This is a genomic window from Bordetella genomosp. 13 (genome assembly GCF_007679965.1).
In the GTDB taxonomy this organism is placed as follows: Bacteria; Pseudomonadota; Gammaproteobacteria; order Burkholderiales; family Burkholderiaceae_B; genus Bordetella.
The window spans coordinates 956072-974992 of sequence record NZ_VEHL01000001.1 but is presented as its reverse complement, the minus strand read 5'-3'; the positions used below and the strand labels follow the sequence as shown (position 1 = coordinate 974992).

At 70.3% G+C, this 18921-nt stretch carries 13 protein-coding genes; 6 read left to right on the top strand and 7 right to left on the bottom strand.

What is annotated here, in order from left to right:
• Positions 1-195 precede the first annotated feature (195 nt).
• Together FS845_RS04485 and FS845_RS04480 are read left to right on the top strand one after the other, a co-directional pair.
• Positions 196-2451 (top strand): putative bifunctional diguanylate cyclase/phosphodiesterase, encoded by a 2256-nt coding sequence (locus FS845_RS04485; protein WP_186332152.1) that lies wholly within the window; start codon positions 196-198, stop codon positions 2449-2451.
• On the top strand, positions 2451-4400 hold the full coding sequence (locus tag FS845_RS04480) for a sensor histidine kinase (protein WP_144630899.1): 1950 nt from the start codon (positions 2451-2453) through the stop codon (positions 4398-4400). Before FS845_RS04485 ends, FS845_RS04480 begins: the two co-directional genes overlap by 1 nt.
• A 26-nt stretch (positions 4401-4426) precedes the next feature.
• Here FS845_RS04480 and FS845_RS04475 read toward each other — a convergent pair whose 3' ends face one another.
• A complete protein-coding gene (locus FS845_RS04475) occupies positions 4427-5854 on the bottom strand; it encodes an amidase (RefSeq protein WP_144630898.1) in 1428 nt (475 codons plus the stop codon).
• A 173-nt stretch (positions 5855-6027) separates the two neighbouring features.
• Here FS845_RS04475 and FS845_RS04470 point away from each other — a divergent pair, with 173 nt between their 5' ends.
• Positions 6028-7017 (top strand): Bug family tripartite tricarboxylate transporter substrate binding protein, encoded by a 990-nt coding sequence (locus FS845_RS04470; protein WP_186332151.1) that lies wholly within the window; start codon positions 6028-6030, stop codon positions 7015-7017.
• A 43-nt stretch (positions 7018-7060) separates the two neighbouring features.
• Here the strand turns inward: FS845_RS04470 and FS845_RS04465 are convergent, their stop codons facing one another.
• Together FS845_RS04465 and FS845_RS04460 are read right to left on the bottom strand one after the other, a co-directional pair.
• Positions 7061-7942 carry a LysR family transcriptional regulator gene (locus FS845_RS04465; RefSeq protein WP_186332150.1) on the bottom strand — a complete coding sequence of 294 codons (882 nt, stop codon included), beginning with the start codon at positions 7940-7942 and terminating at the stop codon, positions 7061-7063.
• Positions 7943-8033: 91 nt separating this feature from the next.
• Entirely contained in the window at positions 8034-8906 is an 873-nt protein-coding gene (locus FS845_RS04460) for a LysR substrate-binding domain-containing protein (RefSeq protein ID WP_260986148.1), read from the bottom strand.
• Between the two features lie 203 nt (positions 8907-9109).
• Here FS845_RS04460 and eno point away from each other — a divergent pair, with 203 nt between their 5' ends.
• From eno to FS845_RS04445, 3 genes are read left to right on the top strand one after another with little or no spacing between them, the layout of a single operon-like run.
• On the top strand, positions 9110-10402 hold the full coding sequence (gene eno / locus FS845_RS04455) for a phosphopyruvate hydratase (RefSeq protein WP_144630895.1): 1293 nt from the start codon (positions 9110-9112) through the stop codon (positions 10400-10402).
• Between the two features lie 42 nt (positions 10403-10444).
• Complete coding sequence (locus FS845_RS04450; RefSeq protein WP_186332149.1) at positions 10445-10903, top strand: MarR family winged helix-turn-helix transcriptional regulator; 459 nt, start codon at positions 10445-10447, stop codon at positions 10901-10903.
• Positions 10900-12156, top strand: coding sequence for a multidrug effflux MFS transporter (locus FS845_RS04445; RefSeq protein WP_144630893.1), 1257 nt, complete (start codon positions 10900-10902; stop codon positions 12154-12156). Before FS845_RS04450 ends, FS845_RS04445 begins: the two co-directional genes overlap by 4 nt.
• A gap of 48 nt (positions 12157-12204) precedes the next feature.
• Here the strand turns inward: FS845_RS04445 and FS845_RS04440 are convergent, their stop codons facing one another.
• The 4 genes from FS845_RS04440 to FS845_RS04425 form a co-directional block, all read right to left on the bottom strand.
• A complete protein-coding gene (locus FS845_RS04440) occupies positions 12205-12741 on the bottom strand; it encodes a GNAT family N-acetyltransferase (RefSeq protein WP_144630892.1) in 537 nt (178 codons plus the stop codon).
• A gap of 8 nt (positions 12742-12749) precedes the next feature.
• Entirely contained in the window at positions 12750-13322 is a 573-nt protein-coding gene (locus FS845_RS04435; protein WP_144630891.1) for an XRE family transcriptional regulator, read from the bottom strand.
• A gap of 130 nt (positions 13323-13452) precedes the next feature.
• Entirely contained in the window at positions 13453-13962 is a 510-nt protein-coding gene (locus tag FS845_RS04430; protein WP_144630890.1) for a GNAT family N-acetyltransferase, read from the bottom strand.
• Positions 13959-18830 carry a response regulator gene (locus FS845_RS04425; protein WP_186332173.1) on the bottom strand — a complete coding sequence of 1624 codons (4872 nt, stop codon included), beginning with the start codon at positions 18828-18830 and terminating at the stop codon, positions 13959-13961. Before FS845_RS04425 ends, FS845_RS04430 begins: the two co-directional genes overlap by 4 nt.
• Positions 18831-18921 lie beyond the last annotated feature (91 nt).

The window sequence follows — 18921 nt, the reverse complement described above, 5'->3', positions numbered from 1 at the left end:
GAACGCGTCGCCGTCCCGCCGGATCAGGCGTTCATGACGCGCTGATGACGTGTATCTCGGAGACACACCTCGTACACCCTATTGTTTCAGACTGTATCCTGAGATATAACTGCACGGATGCGACAAACGCCCACCGTCGAACTTGCGACGATCGTGGGAAACCCCTCCAGGCAACATATCAGCGAGGAAAACGCAATGGGGACGCAAGGCGGTAGTTCTGAAGGCGCGCAACTCGAAGGCGCGTTCGCCTTCGCACCCGAAACGGACGTCGCGACAGTCCCCGAGGCCGCACTGGCGCGGACCGCGCTACCCACGGTCCTGACCGTCGACGACGATGCCGCATTCCAGCGCTCCATCCAGCTCGCGCTGGGCGAGTTCGAATTCCAGGGCGAGCCCGTGCGGCTGCTGTCGGCCAGCTCGGCCGCCGAGGCCGGCAAGATCCTCGCCGCCACGCCCGACGTCGCCGTGATCGTGCTGGACGTCGTCATGGAAACCGACGACGCCGGCCTGCGGCTGGTCCGCAGCGTGCGCGAAGTGCTGGGCAACGCCGAGGTGCGCATCGTGCTGGTCACCGGCCAGCCCGGCATGGCCCCCATGGGCGCCAGCCTGGCCACGCTGGACATCAGCGACTACTGGCTCAAGACCGACCTCACCTTCGCGCGGCTGCGCGGCGTGCTGACCAGCAACCTGCGCACCTGGCGCCAGATCCGGTCGCTGGAACAGGCGCGCAAGGGCCTGCAGACCATCGTCGAGGCCAGCAATGGCCTGACCCGCGCCCGCAGCCTGCCCGACTTCTCGCAACGCATGATCCTCGAACTGTCGCGCCTCTTGGGCGTGGGCGCCGAAGGCCTGGTGTGCGTGCAGGAAGACCCCGAGGCCCCCGAACCCCTGTCCGCGCGCATCATCGGCGCCGCCGGGCGGCTGGCGCACAGCGTGAACCGCGAGTTGCGCTGCCTGGGCGACACGCCCGTGCGCGACCTGCTGGGCAAGGCGCTGGCCGAGCGCGCCAACGTCGAGACCGCCGACAGCCAGGTATTGTTCTTTCCCGGCGCGCAGCATGGCCCGCACGCCGCCACCTACATCGCGACCGACCGGTTGCTGGACGAAACCGAGCAGGAACTGCTGCGCGTGTTCGCCACCCACATCAACTCAGGCTTGATCAACGTCTCGTTGACCAGCCGTCTGGACCGCCTCGCCTACGAGGACAGCCTGCTTAGCATGCCCAATGCCAATGCGCTGCTGCGCAGCCTCACCGCCATCCTGGATTTACCGGCGCCCCGTGACCGCAGCATGCTGCTGATCGAGCTGGACCAATATTCGTCGACCTGCCTGTCGCTGGGCGTGGAACAGGGCGACATCATGCTGCAGCAGATGGCGCGCCGCCTGCGTGCCATCTTTCCCGCGCCCACGCTGGTGGCGCGCCTGCACGACGACACCTTCGCCATCCTGGGCCACACCGAATTGCTGCAGCAGGACCGCATCGACGAACTGCAGTCGGTGGACATCGACGATCCCGACCACCCCTCCTTCATCCGCGTGCGCTCGGCGCGCGTCAACCTGGACGAGTACTGCGGCACCGCGCGCGGCGCCATGGCCATGGGCACCCTGCTGCTGCGCCGGGCCCAATCGCGCGGCGCCACCGAGATCGTCGAGTACGAACCCGGCCTGGAACGCGAGATGCAGCAGCGCTTCACGCTGTCACGCGAGCTCTACCGCGCCCTGCGCTGCGGCGAGATCAGCATCGAGCTGCAGCCGCAGATCGACCTGCGCAGCGGCCGCATCACCGGCGCCGAGGCGCTGGCGCGCTGGACGCGGCGCGACGGCACGCGCGTGCCGCCCAGCGAGTTCATCCCCGTGGCCGAGGCCAACGGCCTGATCGTGCCCATGGGCAAGCAGGTGCTGCGGCTGGCTTGCGAGGCGCTGGCCCAGCTGCGCGACGCCGGCTATCCCGACATCTCGGTCTCGGTGAACGTGTCGCCGCTGCAGCTGGTGCGCCGCGACTTCATGCAGGAGCTGATCGACATGACGCGCCAGTACGGCGTGCCGCCCGAGCGGCTGGAAATCGAGATCACCGAGACCGCCGCCATCGAGGACTACGAGGCCAACGGCCAGCTGCTGCGCGGCCTGCGCAGCGCCGGCTTCCCCATCGCCATCGACGATTTCGGCACGGGTTATTCCTCGCTGGCGCACCTGAGCTCCATGCCGGCCACCACGCTGAAGGTCGACCGGCACTTCGTCAACGAGATCGACACCGCCCCCGGCCGGCACACCATCGCCGACATGATCATCGGCCTGGGCCGCCGGCTGAACATGCAGGTGCTGGCCGAAGGCGTCGAATCCGAGACGCAGGCCGGCTGGCTGGTCGACCACGCCTGCTCGCGCGCGCAGGGCTTCTTCTATGCGCGGCCCGAGCCCTTGTCGGCCTTCATGCAGCGCCTGGCCGCCCGCTGATGGCCGCGCCGGCGGCCGGCACGTTCAGGCGCCAGGCGCGGCGGTTCGCCGCGCTGCCCCGCGCCGCCCGGCGGCGCTTCGCGGCCATGGTGTCGCCCTGGCTGCTGGCCTGCCTGATCGGCTTCCCGCTGCTGTGGATGGAAGTCAGCAGCGTGGCGCAGGCGCCGCAATGGCGCGCCCGCGAAAGCCTGCAGGACGAGACCCTCGAAATCCTGCGCCGCACGCTGGACGGCCTGCAGCGCGACGTCGCATTCCTCAGCGACCAGGCCGCGCAGGCGCCGCACGACGATCTCGGCCCCGAGTCGCCTTTCGCCCGGCTGTTCCTCAGCTTCGCCGGCAGCTCCGGCGCCTTCGAGCAGGTGCGCTGGCTGGACGCCGACGGCCGCGAGCGGCTGCGCATCGGCATGCGCCAGGGCGAGCCCGAGGTCGTGCCGCCGATCAATCTTGAGAACCACGCCGACCGGCCCTATTTCCAGGACACCATGGCCATGCCGCCCGGCTCGGTATACGTGTCGGAATTCGAGCTGAGCACCGAGTACGGCTACGTCGAGCGGCCGCTGGAACCGATCCTGAACGTGGCCACGCCGCTGTACGAGAACGGCAAGCCCCTGGGCATCGTCGCCGTCAACTACCGCGCCTCGCGGCTGCTGCACCGGCTGGCGGCGCTGGGGCAGCGGCAGGGCCTGGACATCTACCTGGTCAACGACGCCGGCTTCTGGCTGGAAGGCCCCACGCCCGCCGCCAGCTGGGCCTGGCAGCTGCGCCGTCCCGACCAGGCCGTGTCGGCCACGCATCCCGAGCTGTGGCGCGCGCTGCAGCAGGCCCCCTCGGGCCGCTACAGCGACGGCTCGGGCGACTGGGTGTATCGCCGCCTGCAGTTCGACAACGGCACCATGGCCGACCCCGGCCGCGGCATCAACGTGATCAGCCGCGTGGGCCTGCGGGTGCTGGTGCACAGCAGCCGCGCCAAGGCCGACGCATCGCACTGGCGCTGGCAGGCGTCGCTGGGCGCGCTGATGGCGCTGGCGCTGCTGCTGGTCGCCCGCTATGCCTGGCAGACCGTGCGCACGCTGACGGAAGAAGAACGGCAGGCGCATGAGCTTAAGGCGGCGAACCGCGCCCTGACCGACGCCAACGCCACCCTGCGCACCATGCGCCAGGAGCTGGAACGCGCCGAGCGCCTGTCGTCGCTGGGCCTGATGGTGGCGGGCGTGGCCCACGAACTGAACACGCCGCTGGGCAGCGCCACGCTGTCGCTGTCCACGCTGCAGCAATCCCTGTCGACCTTGCACGCCAGGCTGGAGGCCGGCCTGCGCCGCTCCGACCTGGACACCTTCCTGCGCGACGCGCGGGCAGCCATGGACCTGGCGCAGCACGCGGTGCAGCGCGCCGCCAGCCTGCTGCAGCGCTTCAAGCAGGTGGCGGTGGACCGCACCACCATGGAACGGCGCGCGTTCGACCTGGCCGAGGCCGTGCTGGACTCGCACCCGGACCTGCGCAAGTGGGACGCATCCAACGGCATCACGCTGCACCTGGAGCTTGCGGCGGGCCTGCGCATGGACAGCTATCCGGGCCCGCTGGAACAAGTGGTGGCCAACCTGGTCAACAATGCCCTGATCCACGCCTTCCGCGGCCGCGAGACCGGCGCCATCACGATCCGCGCGGCCGCCAGCGGCGCGTCGCACGTGGTGGTGCACGTGGCCGACAACGGCGTGGGCATCGACCAGCGCAACCTCAAGCGCATCTTCGACCCGTTCTACACCACCAACCGGCACGCGGGCGGCACGGGCCTGGGCCTGCACATCGCCTGCCAGCTGGTGACGGAAGTGCTGGGCGGCACGCTGCGCGCGCAGAACCTCAGCGCCAGCGGCTCGGGCATGGTGTTCACCCTGCGGCTGCCGCGGGTGGCCGACGGCGGCAAGGCGCCGCGGGCGAACCGCGCCTCGTAGCAGCCGGCTTCTGCCTGGCTCGGACGCTACCACACGGGCCTGCGCCCCGCCCACGGCCGCGCCCGTTCCAGTTGCGACGCGATCCGGAACAGCATGGCCTCGTCGCCGAAGCGCGCCATGAACTGCACCCCGATCGGCAGGCCGTCCGCATTCCAGTGCAGGGGCACCGAGCACGCGGGCACGCCGGTCCGGTTGGCCAGCGTGCAGAAGGGATTGAAGGCCTGGCTGAGCGGCCGGGCGCCGTCCGGGTCCACGTCGGACGTGCCTATCGTGCCCACGGGCACCGGCGGCTGCGCCAGCGTGGGCATCAGGATGAGATCCCAATCCGCCTGGAAGGCCGCGAGCTGCCGCCCCGCGCGATGGCAAGCAGCGATTGCCGCGGCGTAATCGTGCGCCGAGTAGCGGCTGGCCAGGTCGTACATCGTCCTGGCGGCCGGCTCCAGGTCGTCCGCCGTGGGGCGCCGCCCCAGCGCCGCCGCGCGCGTGTCGATCAGCAGGCGGGTCGAGGCAGCCATGACGACGATGCCGGCCCGGTCCAGGGCAGCGGTGTCCACGACGGGCGCGACGGCATCGACGACGTGTCCGAGGTCCCGGCACAGCGCCGCCGCGTCGTCCAGGGCGCGCCGGCAGTCGGAATGCAGCGCCACGCCTGCGGGCGGCGTTCCCCACACGGCGATGCGCAGGCGGCCGGGTTCCTCGCCGACCTCGTGCAGCCAGGGCCGCCGCGGCGGCGCGATGCCATAGGGCGCGCCGAGATCCGGGCCGGCCGTCGCGTCCAGCAGCGCGGCGCTGTCGCGCACCGTGCGCGTCACGGCGTGCGCCGAGCCGAAGCCGCCGCTGGATTCGCCGCGATCCGGGCCCATGGGCATCCGCCCGCGGCTCGGCTTCAGTCCGAACATGCCGCAGCACGACGCGGGAATGCGCGTCGAGCCGCCGCTGTCGCTGGCATGCGCCATCGGCAGCATGCCGGCGCCGACGACCGCCCCCGCCCCGCCGCTGGAGCCGCCGGACGTATGGCCGGGATTCCAGGGATTGCGCGTGATGCCATGGGCCTGCGTCTCGGTCGCGGGGCCGAAGCCCAGCTCCGAGGTCGTGGTCTTGCCGAAGATCGCGAAGCCCGCCCGGCGATAGCGGGCGAAAAGTTCGCTGTCGTGCGCCGCCACGGCGCCGCTCCAGAAGCGCGACCCGTTGGCGGTCACCTCGCCCCGGTAGTACATGAACAGGTCCTTCAGCGCGAAAGGCACGCCGCGAAACGGCCCGTCCGGCAGGCCGGCCCGGATGTCGGCCCGCGCGCGGGATTCGAACAGCGATGCGAAGGCGTTGATCGTGGGGTTCCTGTCGGCCACGCGCGCCATGGCCGTGTCCAGCAGGTCGTCGGGGGATACCTTGCCCTGCCTGACCAGGCCGGCCAGGCCCAGGCCGTCGTACTCATCGTAGTCGTCGAATATCGCCATCCATCGCTCCTTGGTCGTTGCACCGCATGCCGGGATTGCGAGCTTAGCGAGCGGCCGCGCGCCATACCAATCGACTTTCCGATGGATTCCCATCGCAAACTCGCGTCGAAACCGCGTGCGTTCGTCCTTAACATCGAATGGCCTGTCAAAACTTCGAATATCAGGGGAATTCCATGCGCATCATCCAGACCCTGGCAGCGGGACTGCTGCTGGCCTGCACAACGCAGCTGTCCGCGCAGCCCGCGGCGCCCGGCATCAAGGGGCCCGTATCGCTGCTCGTGCCCTATCCCGCCGGCGGCGCCAGCGACATCACCGCGCGCATCTTCGCGGAACCGCTGAGCCGCGAACTGGGCGTGCCCGTCGTCGTCGAGAACATCGGCGGCGCGACGGGCGCCATCGCGGCGCAGAAGATGCTGAACGCCCCGGCCGACGGCCGGATCCTCTACCAGGGCTCGCAAAACGAACTGATCCTGCCGCCCCTGACGGTGCCCGGCACGCGCTACAGCCCAGCCGACTTCGAGATCGTCCAGCCCATCACCACCACCCGGCTGGTGCTGGTGGCGCGCAAGGGCCTGCCGGTGAAGACGCTGGACGAGTTCGTCGCGCTGATCCGCGCGCGCGGCCAGGCGGACCCGATCACGTGCGGCATTCCCGGCGTGGGGTCGCTGTATCACCTGATCCCCGCCGACATGGCCAGGCACGCGGGTGCGCAGCTGAACTTCATCCCGTACAAGGGCACCGCGCCCATCGTGCAGGACATCCTGGGCGACCGCATCGACTTCACCATCATGGCCTATTCCACGACGATGCTGCAGTACGTGCAGGAAGGCCGCTACCGCATCATCGCCAACCTGTCCAAGGACAAGCCCAAGGAACTGGCGGACCTGCCCAGCCTGTCCGAACATCCCTTGTTCAAGGAGATGGACTACGCCAGCCGGGCGGCCTACTACGTCAGGAAAGGCACGCCGGCCAACGTGCGCCAGGCCTTGAACGCCGCCATCGGCAAGGTCGTCGAATCGCCGGCGGTGATCCAGGGCCTGGAAGGCGATGGGCGCCGCGTGCTGAAGCACATGCCCGTCGCGCAGGCGGAAGGTTTCTATCGGGACGAGGTGGAGACCTACCGGAAGATGGTCGAGACCACGGGGTTCAAGCCGGCCCAGTAGCGTGCAGGCGGCGGTGGTGCCATTGGCCAGGGCCCCGCGCCGCTCAGATCCGCATCTTCAGCACGTGTTCGAACACCGCCAGGATGACGGGATCGGTCTCGTCCTGGCGGCGGGCCGCCACGAACTCGACCGTGTGGGCCGGCTGCGGCATCCGCAGGCGCCGCAGCGCCCCCGAGGACAGGCCGTCGAGCACCTGCTGCTGTTCGGCCAGCAAGGCGATGCCCCGGCCCGCGCTGACGATTTCGATCAGCACCTGCACGTGATTGCAGGTGTTGATCGAGGACGTCGGCAGGCCATGCGCGCGCATGAGGCCGGCCACCACGCCGTAATGCGTGGACGGCCGCGGCAGCGACCAGACCGGGCCGTCCGCCAGCGATGCCGCGTCGCCGTGCGCCGCGAAGAACGACGCGGCCGCGATCCACGACAGATCGATCCGGCCGATGGGCGCGACCACCAGCTCCGAGGCGTCCACGGGCGCCGCCATGACCGCGATGTCCAGCGCGGTGTCCAGCAGCTTCTGGCGCAGGTTGGCGGTGACGTCGACCGTGATGTCCCAGCCGAGCTTCGGCATCGCCGCGGAGGTCTCGCCCAGAAAGGACGGCAGGCAGATCATCGCGGCCGACTCTCCCAATCCCAGCGACACCGTGCCCGACGGATCGCTTTCGTCCGCGACCGACAGCAGCACGTCGTTCATCTGCCGCAGCAAGGGTCCGCAGCGCTCGACCAGGTCCCGTCCCTGCACCGTCAGCAGCATCCGTCGCCCCTCCTTGCGGAAGATGCGCGTCTTCAGCCGCGCCTCCACTTCCCTGACGCGGCTGGATATGCCCGATTGCGTGGTGTTGAGCCGATCGGCGGCGGCGGCGTAGGAACCGAGATGCGCGATGCAGCACACGGTCTCGAGATGATGGAGCCCGATTCGAACCATGATGGCCTGTATCCCTTTCGTACGTCTGTCTGAAGATTTCGTTGAGGCCCGGCCCACGCCTGCGGGCGGATGCGTACGGCGCGGCTGGAGACTAGGAGCCGTCGGCCTCCTGCAATGCCTGCCGCATCCAGTCCACAAAGGCCTGCGCATGCGCGGACAGCGGCCGCTCGTCCATCGGCACCGCGCGCAGCGCCGCCGGAAACGGCACGAACCCATACGGCGCCACCAGCACGCCCTCGTCCAGTTCGCGCCGCGCCATGCGCTGCTCGACCAGCGCCACGCCAAGGCCAGCCGCAGCGGCCTCGATGCACAGGTGCGTGTGCGGAAAGCGCAATTCGCCCTGCGTGGCGATGCGCCGCCCCGACAGCGCTTCCCATTGCGTCCAGGCGCTGGAGGTGAAGTCGTGCGCGATGCGCGTGCCGCGCGCGGCGCGGCGTGCATACGTGGGCGCGCACACCGGCCCGAAGTGCACGGGCGCCAGTTCGACGGCGCGGCGCTGCTCCGCCACGCTGTACGAAGCCAGATCCCAGGCCACCAGCAGGTCGGCGCCCTCGGCCCGCATCTGGCCGGCGGACGTCATCGACAGGCGGATCCGCACGTCGGGCCGCGCGCGATAGAACTCGGCCATGCGCGGCACCAGCCAGCGCATGGCGAAGGTGGCACTGCACGCCACGTGCAGGCCCGGACTGCGGCCCCGGTCCACCAGCCTGGCATAGCCGCTTTCGAGCTGTGCGAAGACGGCACGCGCCACCTCGTGGAAGTCGCGCCCCGCCTCGGTCAGGCGCAGGCCCGTGCCGGCCTTCTCGAACAGCGGCGTGCCGGCGTGCTCCTGCAGCAGGCGCAACTGGCGGCTGACGGCGCCGTGCGTGCGGCGCAGTTCCTCGGCGGCGCGCGTGACGGAGCCGGTGCGCGCGGTGGCCTCGAAGGCGCGCAGCGTGGAAAGCGGCGGCAAGGGGTTCGTCACGATAGAGCGTCTATGTGAGAAAAACTGACGAATGGCGCAAAAGAAATCGATTTTGCGCGCGATGGACCGAGTTTAGTATCTGCGACATCAAAGGTCATCTCTGACCGCTTCCCATTCGTACACCACGCCAATCCGCCCGCGCCGCCGCGGCGCGGCGGGGCCCGCTTTTCCTCAATTTTCCTCACATATCAGGAGCCTGCCCAATGTCCCCCATCGACACCCTCGCCGCCCATGAAGTGCTGGACAGCCGCGGCAACCCCACGCTGGAAATCGAGGCCACGCTGGCATGCGGCGCGGTGGGCCGCGCCATCGTGCCGTCCGGCGCGTCTACCGGCGCGCGCGAGGCGCTGGAACTGCGCGACGGCGATGCCCGCCGCTATCGCGGCAAGGGCGTGCGGAACGCCGCCGCGGCGGTGAACACGGTGCTGCGCGACACCCTGCGCGGCATGGACCCCACCGACCAGCGCGGCATCGACGATGCGATGATCGCCGCGGACGGCACGCCGGACAAGCGCCGGCTGGGCGCCAATGCCTTGTTGGGCGCCTCGCTGGCCGTGGCGCGCGCGGCGGCAGCCGGCCAGCGGCTGCCCTTCTACCGTTACATGGGCGGCGCGCAGGCGTGCGTGCTGCCGGTGCCGATGATCAACATCATCAACGGCGGTGCGCATGCCGACAACGCGCTCGATTTCCAGGAATTCATGATCCTGCCGCTGAACGCGCCCACCTTCGCCGAGGCGCTGCGCATGGGCGCCGAAGTGTTCCACGCGCTGCGCCTGGGCCTGAAGCAGGCCGGCATGAACACCAACGTGGGCGACGAAGGCGGCTTCGCGCCCGACCTGCGCAGCGCCTCGCAGGCGCTGGACTTCATCATGCAGGCCATCCGCGAAGCCGGCTGGCGCCCGGGCGCCGACGTGGCGCTGGCGCTGGATCCGGCGGCCAGCGAGTTCCATCGCGACGGCGCCTACCGCTACGCGGGCGAGGGCCTGGTACGCAGCGACGAGGAACAGGCCGCCTACCTGGCGCAACTGGCCGCCGACTATCCCATCGTGTCCATCGAGGACGGCATGGCCGAGGACGACCTGCACGGCTGGCGCCGCCTGACCGAGAGGGTGGGCGAGCGCTGCCAGCTGGTGGGCGACGACGTGTTCTGCACCAACCCGCAACTGCTGCGCGAGGGCATCGCGCAAGGGTTGGGCAATGCCGTGCTGGTGAAGATGAACCAGATCGGCACGCTGAGCGAAACCTTCGACGCGATCCGCATGGCGCAGCAGGCGGGCTGGACGACGGTGATGTCGCACCGGTCCGGCGAGACGGAGGACAGCAGCATCGCCGACCTGGCCGTGGCCGCCAACTGCGGCCACATCAAGACCGGTTCGGTGTCGCGCGCCGACCGCACGGCCAAATACAACCAGCTGCTGCGCATCGAGCGCGACCTGGGCGCCAGCGCGATCTATGCGGGCGCGGCCGCCAACCGGCGATATGCGAGGCTTATTTAGTGATATACAATTAATTTGTATGCCATCTAATTTTTGCCAGATATGACCGATGCCACCCGGGCCCGCTTCGGCTCGCTGCTGTCCCAGACCTCGCGGGCCTGGCGGCGCGCCGTCAACCGCCGTCTGCAACCCTATGGGCTGACCGAGGCCACCTGGCTGCCGCTGGTGCACCTGTCCCGCGCCCAGACGCCGATGCGCCAGAAGGACCTGGCCGCCTCGCTGGGCCTGGACGGCTCTTCGGTGGTGCGCCTGCTGGACGCCCTGCAGGCCGGGGGGCTGGTCACCCGTCGCGAGGAAGACGGCGACCGGCGCGCCAAGGCCATCGTGCTGACGCCGCAAGGCCAGGCCACGGTGCAGCGGGTCGAGCAGGTGGCCGCCCAGGTGCGCGCCACCGCGCTGGCCGGCATTCCCGACCGCGAGCTGCAGCGTGCCTACGACCTGCTGGAAGGCATCGTGCACAAGCTGGATGCCGAGCCCGATGAGCAGGAGGATCGCCAATGAGCCCGCCGACCGCCGCCACCGCCTATCGCGCCGCGCCGCCCACGGCCAAGCCCGCCGACGAACGTCCCGCCGCCTCGGCCCAGCTGCCGCACGTGCCGCTGTGGCTGCTGGCGCTGTTCACCTTCAGCGGCACGCTGGCCATGCATATCTTCGTGCCGGCGCTCAGCCTGGCCGGCAAGGACCTGCACGCCGCCAACTCTGCCATGCAGATGACGGTAAGCCTGTACATCCTGGGGCTGGCGGGCGGCCAGCTGGTGTACGGGCCGCTGTCCGACCGCTACGGCCGGCGCCCCGTCCTGATGGTGGGCCTGGTCATCTATACCGTGGCCGGCCTGGCCGCCGCCCTGGCGCCCGATGCCTATTCGCTGATCGCCGCGCGGCTGTTCCAGGCGCTGGGAGGCTGCGCCGGCCTGGTGTTGGCGCGCGCCATCGTGCGCGACACCGCCACGCAGGACAACGCGGCCAAGCGCCTGGCGCTGATGAACCTGATGGTCACCATCGCCCCCGCGACGGCGCCCATCATCGGCGGCGCGCTGGCCGGCGCGCTGGGCTGGCGGGCAGTGCTGGGCATGCTGTGCCTGCTGGGCGTGACCAACCTGCTGCTGGTCTGGCGGCTGCTGCCCGAGACCGGCCCTGTGGCCGCGCAGGTGTCGGCGCGCAGCCTGGCGCGCGACTACCTGCATCTGCTGCGCTCGCGCGCGTTCCTGGGCTTCGCGGTGGGCGGCGGCTGCGCCACCACCTCGATGTTCGCGTTCATCGCCTCCGCGCCCTTCATCTTCGTCGACCAGTTGCATCGCCCGCCCCAGGAAGTCGGCGTCTACCTGGCCATCCTGGTATCCGGCGTCTGGCTGGGCAGCGCCGCGGCCACGCGGCTGATCGGCCGCCTGCCGATCGAGCGCGTCATGCTGGGCGGCAACCTGCTGAGCGTGGCCAGCACCTTCGTCATGCTGGCGCTGGTGCTGTTGGGACTGGCCAGCGTGCCCGGCCTGGTGGGTCCGATGTTCGTGTTCACCGTGGGTGCGGGCATCGCCTCGCCCGCGGCGCTGACGCTGGCCGTCGGCGTCAATCCGAAGGTGATCGGCTCGGCCTCGGGCCTGTACGGCTGCGCGCAGATGGCCATGGGCGCGCTGTGCACCGCGCTGGTCGGCCTGGGCGATTCGCCCGCGCTGGCCGCGGCGGTCGTGCTGGCGGGCGCGGGCGTGGTGTCGCAACTGGCGTTCTGGATCGCGCTGCGCGGACGGCAGCGCGGCTAGGACCTGTCAACACTGAATAGCCGTGCGCGCGATCCAGCGTTGCCAGGCCTAGGCCAGCGCCTTGTACATGTACGTCGTGGCATCCAGCCGCGACGCGTCGTACGCGTCCCGCGCATAGCCGGGAATCACGCCCGCCGCCTGATACCCCAGCCCCGCATACAGCGACTGCGCCGCATCGCCGGTACGCGTATCGAGCGTCAGCAACGTGCGCCCGGCGTCGCGCGCCAGGTGTTCCACCTCGATCATCAGCGCGCGCGCGATGCCCTGCCGCCGGTGCTCGGGGTGCACCAATACCTTGCACACGTCGGCGCGATGCTGCTGGTTGGGCATGGCGGCGCAATCCAGCTGCGCCGTGCCCACGATGGCCCCTCCCTGCCGCGCCGCCAGCAGCGACAGCCCGCCTCCGGACAACGCGGGCAACACCTTGAGGCGCCAATACGCCTGGGCATCGGCCTGCGTGAACGGCATCACGAAGCCCACGCTGGCGCCGCCCGCCACGCAGGCATGCAGCACGGCGCCAAGCGCATCGACGTACGGCTCGGCCTGGCCGGCCTTCAACTGGATGATTTCGCAGGAAACGGACATGGCGGGTCTCAGACGAGGAACAGCAGATAGCGGGCGCCGGCGTCCGGCGGGGTGAGGAATTCAGTGGCGCCATGCAGTTGATAGCGCAGGCAATCGCCCGGCTTCAACACATGCGCGCGCTGTTCGACGGTCAGCCGCAGGCTGCCTTCCAGCAGCACCAGGTGATGTTCCAGACCGGGCCGCGGCGGCGCGTCGTACGCGATGCGGGTATTGGCGGGCAGCGTGCATTCCAGCACTTCGCCCGCCAGGGCGTGCGCCGGCGGCGATACGGAACGCCGCTGGAAGCCCGTCTGCGGATCGGCCCATACGGGCTGCTGCCCGCGCCGCAGCACGGGCACGTAATCGTCCTCGATCAGGCGCATCAGGCGCGACAGCGTCAGGCCGTAGGCCGTGCACAACCGGCCCAGCACCTGGGTGGTGGGACTGACGTCGGCATTTTCCAGGCGCGAAAGGGTGGACCGGCTGACCTGGCTGCGCGTGGCCAGATCGTCCAGGGACCATCCACGCTCGGCGCGCAGCGACTTCAGGCGCTGCGCGATGTGGCGGTCCATATTCTCGATAGAGACAGCAGTTTTTTCCATATTAGGGATTTCATCCCATATACGGAAATCCGCCATCTTCTGTCGGTGGCCGGCCGGACCCGTTCGGCCTCGCCCTTCCCGTGCTGCTGCTATCCCTGGGCGTGCGTCCCCTGCACCTGGCCGGCCCGTGTCATCGCACCGCCCGGGTCATCAGGATCTCGTCGTAATAGCGCCCGCCAACCTTCAACGCCCGCGGCTCGCGCGCGTATTCCTCGAAGCCCGACTGCCGATACAGTCGCAGCGCCGCCTCGTTGCCCACCGTGACCGTCAGGCTGACAGCGTCGACTCGGCCGCGGGCCTCATCCAGCACGGCCTGCACCAGGGCAGGCGCCGCGCCGGCGCCCCGGGCCCGCGGGCTGACGTACATGCCCCACAGCATGCCCTTGTGCCGCAGCTTCGTCGATGCGGGCACGAGCAGGCCCGCCGTGCCGACCAGCGCGCCCTGCGCGTCGAAGGCGCCGGCGACGAAGCCATCGCGCAGGCGCGAAGCGAACCAGGCTTCGTCATGCGCCTGCTCGTCCTCCCACGACGAGGCGAAGGCCTCGGGGTGGCGCCGCAGCGCCTCGAGACGGATCTCGCGATAGGCCCGCGCATCCCCGGCGCCGAGCCGGCGCACCGTATGACCCGCGTCCACGCTCATCCCTTCGGCCCGGCGGCCGCGCGGCGCGCCTGGGCGATGCGCCGCATCACCTCGTCCAGGTCATTGAGGTTGTAAGGCTTGAGCAGGTGGATCGCGTCGTTCAGCAGATCGCGGTCCTTGCCGCCCGGCAATACCTCCATGCCCGAGGCGAACACCAGGCTCAGGCCCGGCATGATGCGGCGCGCGCGTTCGGCCAGCTCCACGCCCGACTCGCCGGGCAGGCTGACGTCGGTGATCAGCACCTGCGGCCGGCGCGTGCGCAGCACCGCCAGCGCCTCGTCGGCGTTGCCGGCCTCCGACACGGAGTGGCCCAGGCTGTCCAGCATTTCGGCCGTATTGCTGCGGATCAGTTCGTCGTCCTCGACCAGCAGCACCTGCAGGCCGGATTCCGCGGGCGGGCGCGGCGCCTGCGTCTGCGTCTGCGCAGGCGCCGGCGCGGCGGTTTGCTGCGGCGCCTCGGCCGCCTGCCGCGCCGCGTTGTGCTGCTGCTGGTTGCGCAGCACGTGGCGGATCTTGCGCGCCAGCGCCTCGCGCGTGTAGGGCTTGCTCAACAGCTCGATGCCTTCGTCCAGCCTGCCGCCGTGCACGATGGCGTTGTCGGTATAGCCCGAGGTGAAAAGCACCGCCACGTTGGGCAGGCGTTCGCGCGCCTTGCGCGCCAGTTCGGGGCTGCGCAGCGGGCCGGGCATCACCACGTCGGTGAACACCAGATCCATCGGCATGCCGCTCTCGATGATGGCCAGCGCGCTGCTGGCGTCGCGGGCGCGCAGCACGCGATAGCCCAGTTCCGACAGCATGTCGACCACCGTGGTGCGCACCTCCTCGTCGTCCTCCACCACCAGCACGGTCTCGGTGCCGCCGGCGATGGGGCCGGCGTCCACCTCGGTCTCCAGGTCTTCTTCCTGGACTTCGCGCGGCAGGTACAGTCGGACAGTGGTGCCCTGGCCGGGCTCGCTGTAGATCTTCACGTGGCCGTTGGACTGGCGCACGAAGCCGTAGACCATGCTCAGGCCCAGGCCGGTGCCCTGCCCTTCGGGCTTGGTGGTGAAGAACGGTTCGAAGACTTGCTCCAGCACCTCGGGCGTCATGCCGGCGCCCGTGTCGGTGACCGCCACCATGACGTAGCGGCCGGGCGCCACGTCGGCATGGCGGGCGGCATAGGTCTCGTCCAGCAGGGCATTGCCGGCCTCGATGGTCAGGCGTCCGTGGCCCTTCATCGCGTCGCGCGCGTTGATCGCCAGGTTCAACAGCGCGTTCTCGACCTGATAGGGATCGACCAGCGTGTTCCACAGTCCGCCCGAGATCACCGTCTCGACCTCGACGCCGTCGCCCAGCGCGCGCCTCAGCATGTCGTCCATGCCGCGGATGAAGCGGCCCAGGTTGACCACCTTGGGCGCCAGCGGCTGGCGTCGGCCGAAGGCCAGCAGCTGCGAAGCCAGTTGCGCGCCGCGCGCCACGCCGCCCAGGGCATTGCGTAGGCGCTGCTCGGCGCGGTCGTTGCCCGCCACGTCGCGGGTCAGCAGCTGCAGGTTGCCGCTGATGACCTGCAGCAGATTGTTGAAGTCGTGCGCGACGCCGCCCGTCAGCTTGCCCACGGCCTCCATCTTCTGCGCCATGCGCAGCGCCTCCTCGGCCTGGCGCAGCGCCGCGGCGGACTCCAGGTCGGCCGTCACGTCGCGGCCCACGCCGTGCAGCCACGGGCTGCCGGCGTCGGCGTACAACGTCCAGGCGATGTTGCGCCAGCCGCCCTCGATGGTGCGAACGCGGTTCTGCAGGCGCAGCGGCCGGCCGGTGGCGCGCAGCGTTTCCAGCTGCCGCAGCAACTCGGGCAGGTCGTCGGGATGGATGAGGTCGGCATACGGCTGCGACAGCAGCATGTCGTGCGGATAGCCCAGCACGCGGGTCCACGCCGGGCTGAAGCGCAGCAGCTTGCCCGTGTAGTCGGCCACCACCAGCAGGTCCTCGCTCAGGTCCCACAGCCGGTCGCGCTCGGCCAGCACTTCCGAGACACGCTGCTCCAGCCCTTCGTTGAGCTGCGCCAGCGCGCCCTGCGCCTTGGCGCGCTCGTCGATCTCGACCTGCGCCGCGCGATACAGCCGCGCGTTGTCGATGGCCACCGCCGCCTGCGCGGCGATGCCGACCAGCACGCGTTCGGACCGGTCGGTGAAGACGCCGGGCTCGGAATGGCCGAAAAACAGGCCGCCCAGCACCTCGCCCGTGCGCGACACCACGGGCGCGGCCAGGTAGCTGCGCACTGGCAGGTGCCCGTCGGGCATGCCGTGGTGCGGCGCGTTGCGGCCGTAGCGCGCGTCCTGCGTGATGTCGTCGGAACGAACGATGCCTTCGCCGCGGAACGTGGGCCCGAACACCGCGGTGTTGCGCGGCATGGGGAATCGCTCGAATGCCTCGCGGGGCACGCCGGACAGGGCATACAGCGTGTACGACTCGCCCTTGTCATCCAGCACGTTGTAGAAAAAGGATCCGAACGCGGCGCCGGTCAGTTCGGTGGCCGCGTCGGTGACGATCTGCACGGCGCGGCTGACGTCCAGTTCCGCCGCCACCGCCACGCCCACCTGGTTCAGCAGTTCCAGCATGCGCGTCTCTTCGCGCAGCCGCTGGGCCGCCTCCTGCCGCACCCGCGCCAGCTGCAGGTTGCTGGCCACCCGGGCCAGCAGCTCGCGCGCCGAGAAGGGCTTGGTCAGGTAGTCGTCCGCGCCCGCGTCCAGGCCCTCGACGCGCGCCTCCTCGCCCGCGCGCGCCGACAGCAGCAGCACCGGAATGCCGCGCAGTTCGTCGTCGTTGCGCAGCGCGGCCAGCAGGCCGAAGCCGTCCAGCCTGGGCATCATCACGTCGGACAGCACCAGATCCGGCGGGTCGGCGCGCACCTGGCCCAGCGCGGCCGCGCCGTCCACCGCGGTCTCGACGTCGTAGCCCACGGCGCGCAGGATGCGGCTCATGTAGTCGCGCAGGTCGGCATTGTCGTCCACCACCAGCACGCGGGCGGACATGCCGCCCGCGTCGGCGGCCGCGGGCGCGGCCGCCGGCAGCGACGGCTCGGGCAGGATGCGGTCGCTGTCCGGCAGCCAGCGCAGCGTGGCGTCGGCGTAGGCCCGCGCGTTCAGGCTGGTGGAGGTGGCGGCCGGCGATCCGGCGGCCGGCGCACTGGCGGGCGCTGCGCCGGCGGACTGCACAGGCGCATACCCCATGCCCCACGGCAGCTCGATGGTGAACGTCGTGCCCCGTCCCAGCTGGCTGTCGGCGCGGATGGTGCCGCCCTGCAGCCGCACCAGCTCCTGCACCAGCGCCAGTCCGATCCCGCTGCCCTCGATGCTGCGGCCCGCCGCGCCGGCCACGCGATGGAACCGGTCGAAGATGCGCGGCAGTTCGTGCGGCGGAATGCCGATGCCCGTATCCCGCACCTCGACCCGCACCGCGCCGCCGTCCGTGCTGGGCGCCACGCGGATCGCCACCGAGCCCGTCATCGTGAACTTGAATGCGTTGGACATCAGGTTCAGGACGATCTTTTCCCACATGTCGCGGTCGATGTAGACCGGATGCGGCAGCGGCTCGCAATCGACCACCAGTTCGAGCTCCGCGCGATCCATGGCGGAACGGAACAGCGAAGCCAGGTCGGCCGTCAGCGCCGACAGGTCGGTAGGCTGGTAGTTCACGTGCACGCGCCGCGCCTCGATGCGCGAAAAATCCAGCAGCGTGTTCACCAGCGTCAGCAAACGCAGGCCGTTGCGGTGCGTGACCTCGACCAGGTCGCGGCTGTCGTCCCCGGTCTCGGCGGCGCGCGCCAGCAGCTCCTCCAGCGGCCCCAGCATCAGGGTCAGCGGAGTGCGGAACTCGTGGCTGATGTTGGAGAAGAAGGTGGTCTTGGCACGGTCCAGCTCGGCCAGCGCCTCGGCGCGGCGGCGCTCTTCCTCGTAGGCATAGGCGGCGCCGATGGTCGTGCCGATCTGGGCCGCCGTCATCAACAGGAAGTCCCGATAGGCCGGACCGACCAGGCGATAGGGATTCAGGCCGACGACCAGGAAACCGATGCGGCCGTTCTCGCCCGCGGTCGGCACGGGCACGATGGCCGCCTCGTCCGGCGGCTGCTTCCACGGCCCGGTCGGCAGCGCATTGCCGAACCGCTCGCGCAGGCCCGACAGCACTCGCAGTTCGCCGGCGGGACCGTCCAGCGGCCACACACCTTGACCGTCCACCGGCAGGACTTCCGGCGCGGCCGGATGCCCCGGGTCGATGCCGCAGGCGCCCACCAGCGCGGCCTCGGCGCTCTGCGGCTCGGCCAGGTACAGCAGCGCGAAGGGCATGTCGTGCGCGTCGGCGCTCAGCGCCCGGGCGCTGAGCTCGCAGGCCTCGCGCCAGGTGCGCGCATTGGCGGTGGACGCACCCAGTTCGCGCAGCAGGCTCAGCTGGCGCTCGCCGACCACGCGGCGCGTGTCGTCGCTGTTGGCGCAGATGATGCCCGCGGCGCGGCCCAGCTCGTCGGGAATGGGGCTGTAAGAGAAGGTGTAGTACGTTTCCTCGGGATACCCGTTGCGCTCCATCAGCAACAGCTTTTCCTCGACGTAGGTGCCTTCTGCTCCCTGCATGGCGGTGTCCAGCAAGGGCGCGATGTCGTCCCAGATCTCGCGCCACACGACCCGCGTGGGCTGCCCGAGGGCGTCGGAATGCTTGCCGCCGATGATGGACTTGTACGGATCGTTGTAGAAGAAGATGAGCTGCGCGCCCCAGCCGATCCAGATGGGCTGGCTGGACGACAGCATGATGCGGATGGCTGTCTTCAGGCTCGGCGGCCAGTCTTCGGGCGGCCCCAGGTCGGTGGCACGCCAGTCGAACGCCCGCATCAGGGCGCCCATCTCGCCGCCGCCGGCCAGGAAGTTGGGGACCGAGGCGGCTGCGCCGGCTGTCTCGTCGGGGAAATCCGCTTGTCTCACTGCTGCTCCTGGC

What these genes read in the sequence shown, in the direction of transcription:
- FS845_RS04485 (WP_186332152.1), top strand. Translation starts at nt 196, where the DNA reads ATGGGGACGCAAGGCGGTAGTTCTGAAGGCGCGCAACTCGAAGGCGCG.
- FS845_RS04480 (WP_144630899.1), top strand. Translation starts at nt 2,451, where the DNA reads ATGGCCGCGCCGGCGGCCGGCACGTTCAGGCGCCAGGCGCGGCGGTTC.
- FS845_RS04475 (WP_144630898.1), bottom strand. Translation starts at nt 5,854, where the DNA reads ATGGCGATATTCGACGACTACGATGAGTACGACGGCCTGGGCCTGGCC.
- FS845_RS04470 (WP_186332151.1), top strand. Translation starts at nt 6,028, where the DNA reads ATGCGCATCATCCAGACCCTGGCAGCGGGACTGCTGCTGGCCTGCACA.
- FS845_RS04465 (WP_186332150.1), bottom strand. Translation starts at nt 7,942, where the DNA reads ATGGTTCGAATCGGGCTCCATCATCTCGAGACCGTGTGCTGCATCGCG.
- eno (WP_144630895.1), top strand. Translation starts at nt 9,110, where the DNA reads ATGTCCCCCATCGACACCCTCGCCGCCCATGAAGTGCTGGACAGCCGC.
- FS845_RS04450 (WP_186332149.1), top strand. Translation starts at nt 10,445, where the DNA reads ATGACCGATGCCACCCGGGCCCGCTTCGGCTCGCTGCTGTCCCAGACC.
- FS845_RS04445 (WP_144630893.1), top strand. Translation starts at nt 10,900, where the DNA reads ATGAGCCCGCCGACCGCCGCCACCGCCTATCGCGCCGCGCCGCCCACG.
- FS845_RS04440 (WP_144630892.1), bottom strand. Translation starts at nt 12,741, where the DNA reads ATGTCCGTTTCCTGCGAAATCATCCAGTTGAAGGCCGGCCAGGCCGAG.
- FS845_RS04435 (WP_144630891.1), bottom strand. Translation starts at nt 13,322, where the DNA reads ATGGAAAAAACTGCTGTCTCTATCGAGAATATGGACCGCCACATCGCG.
- FS845_RS04430 (WP_144630890.1), bottom strand. Translation starts at nt 13,962, where the DNA reads ATGAGCGTGGACGCGGGTCATACGGTGCGCCGGCTCGGCGCCGGGGAT.
- FS845_RS04425 (WP_186332173.1), bottom strand. Translation starts at nt 18,830, where the DNA reads ATGGGCGCCCTGATGCGGGCGTTCGACTGGCGTGCCACCGACCTGGGG.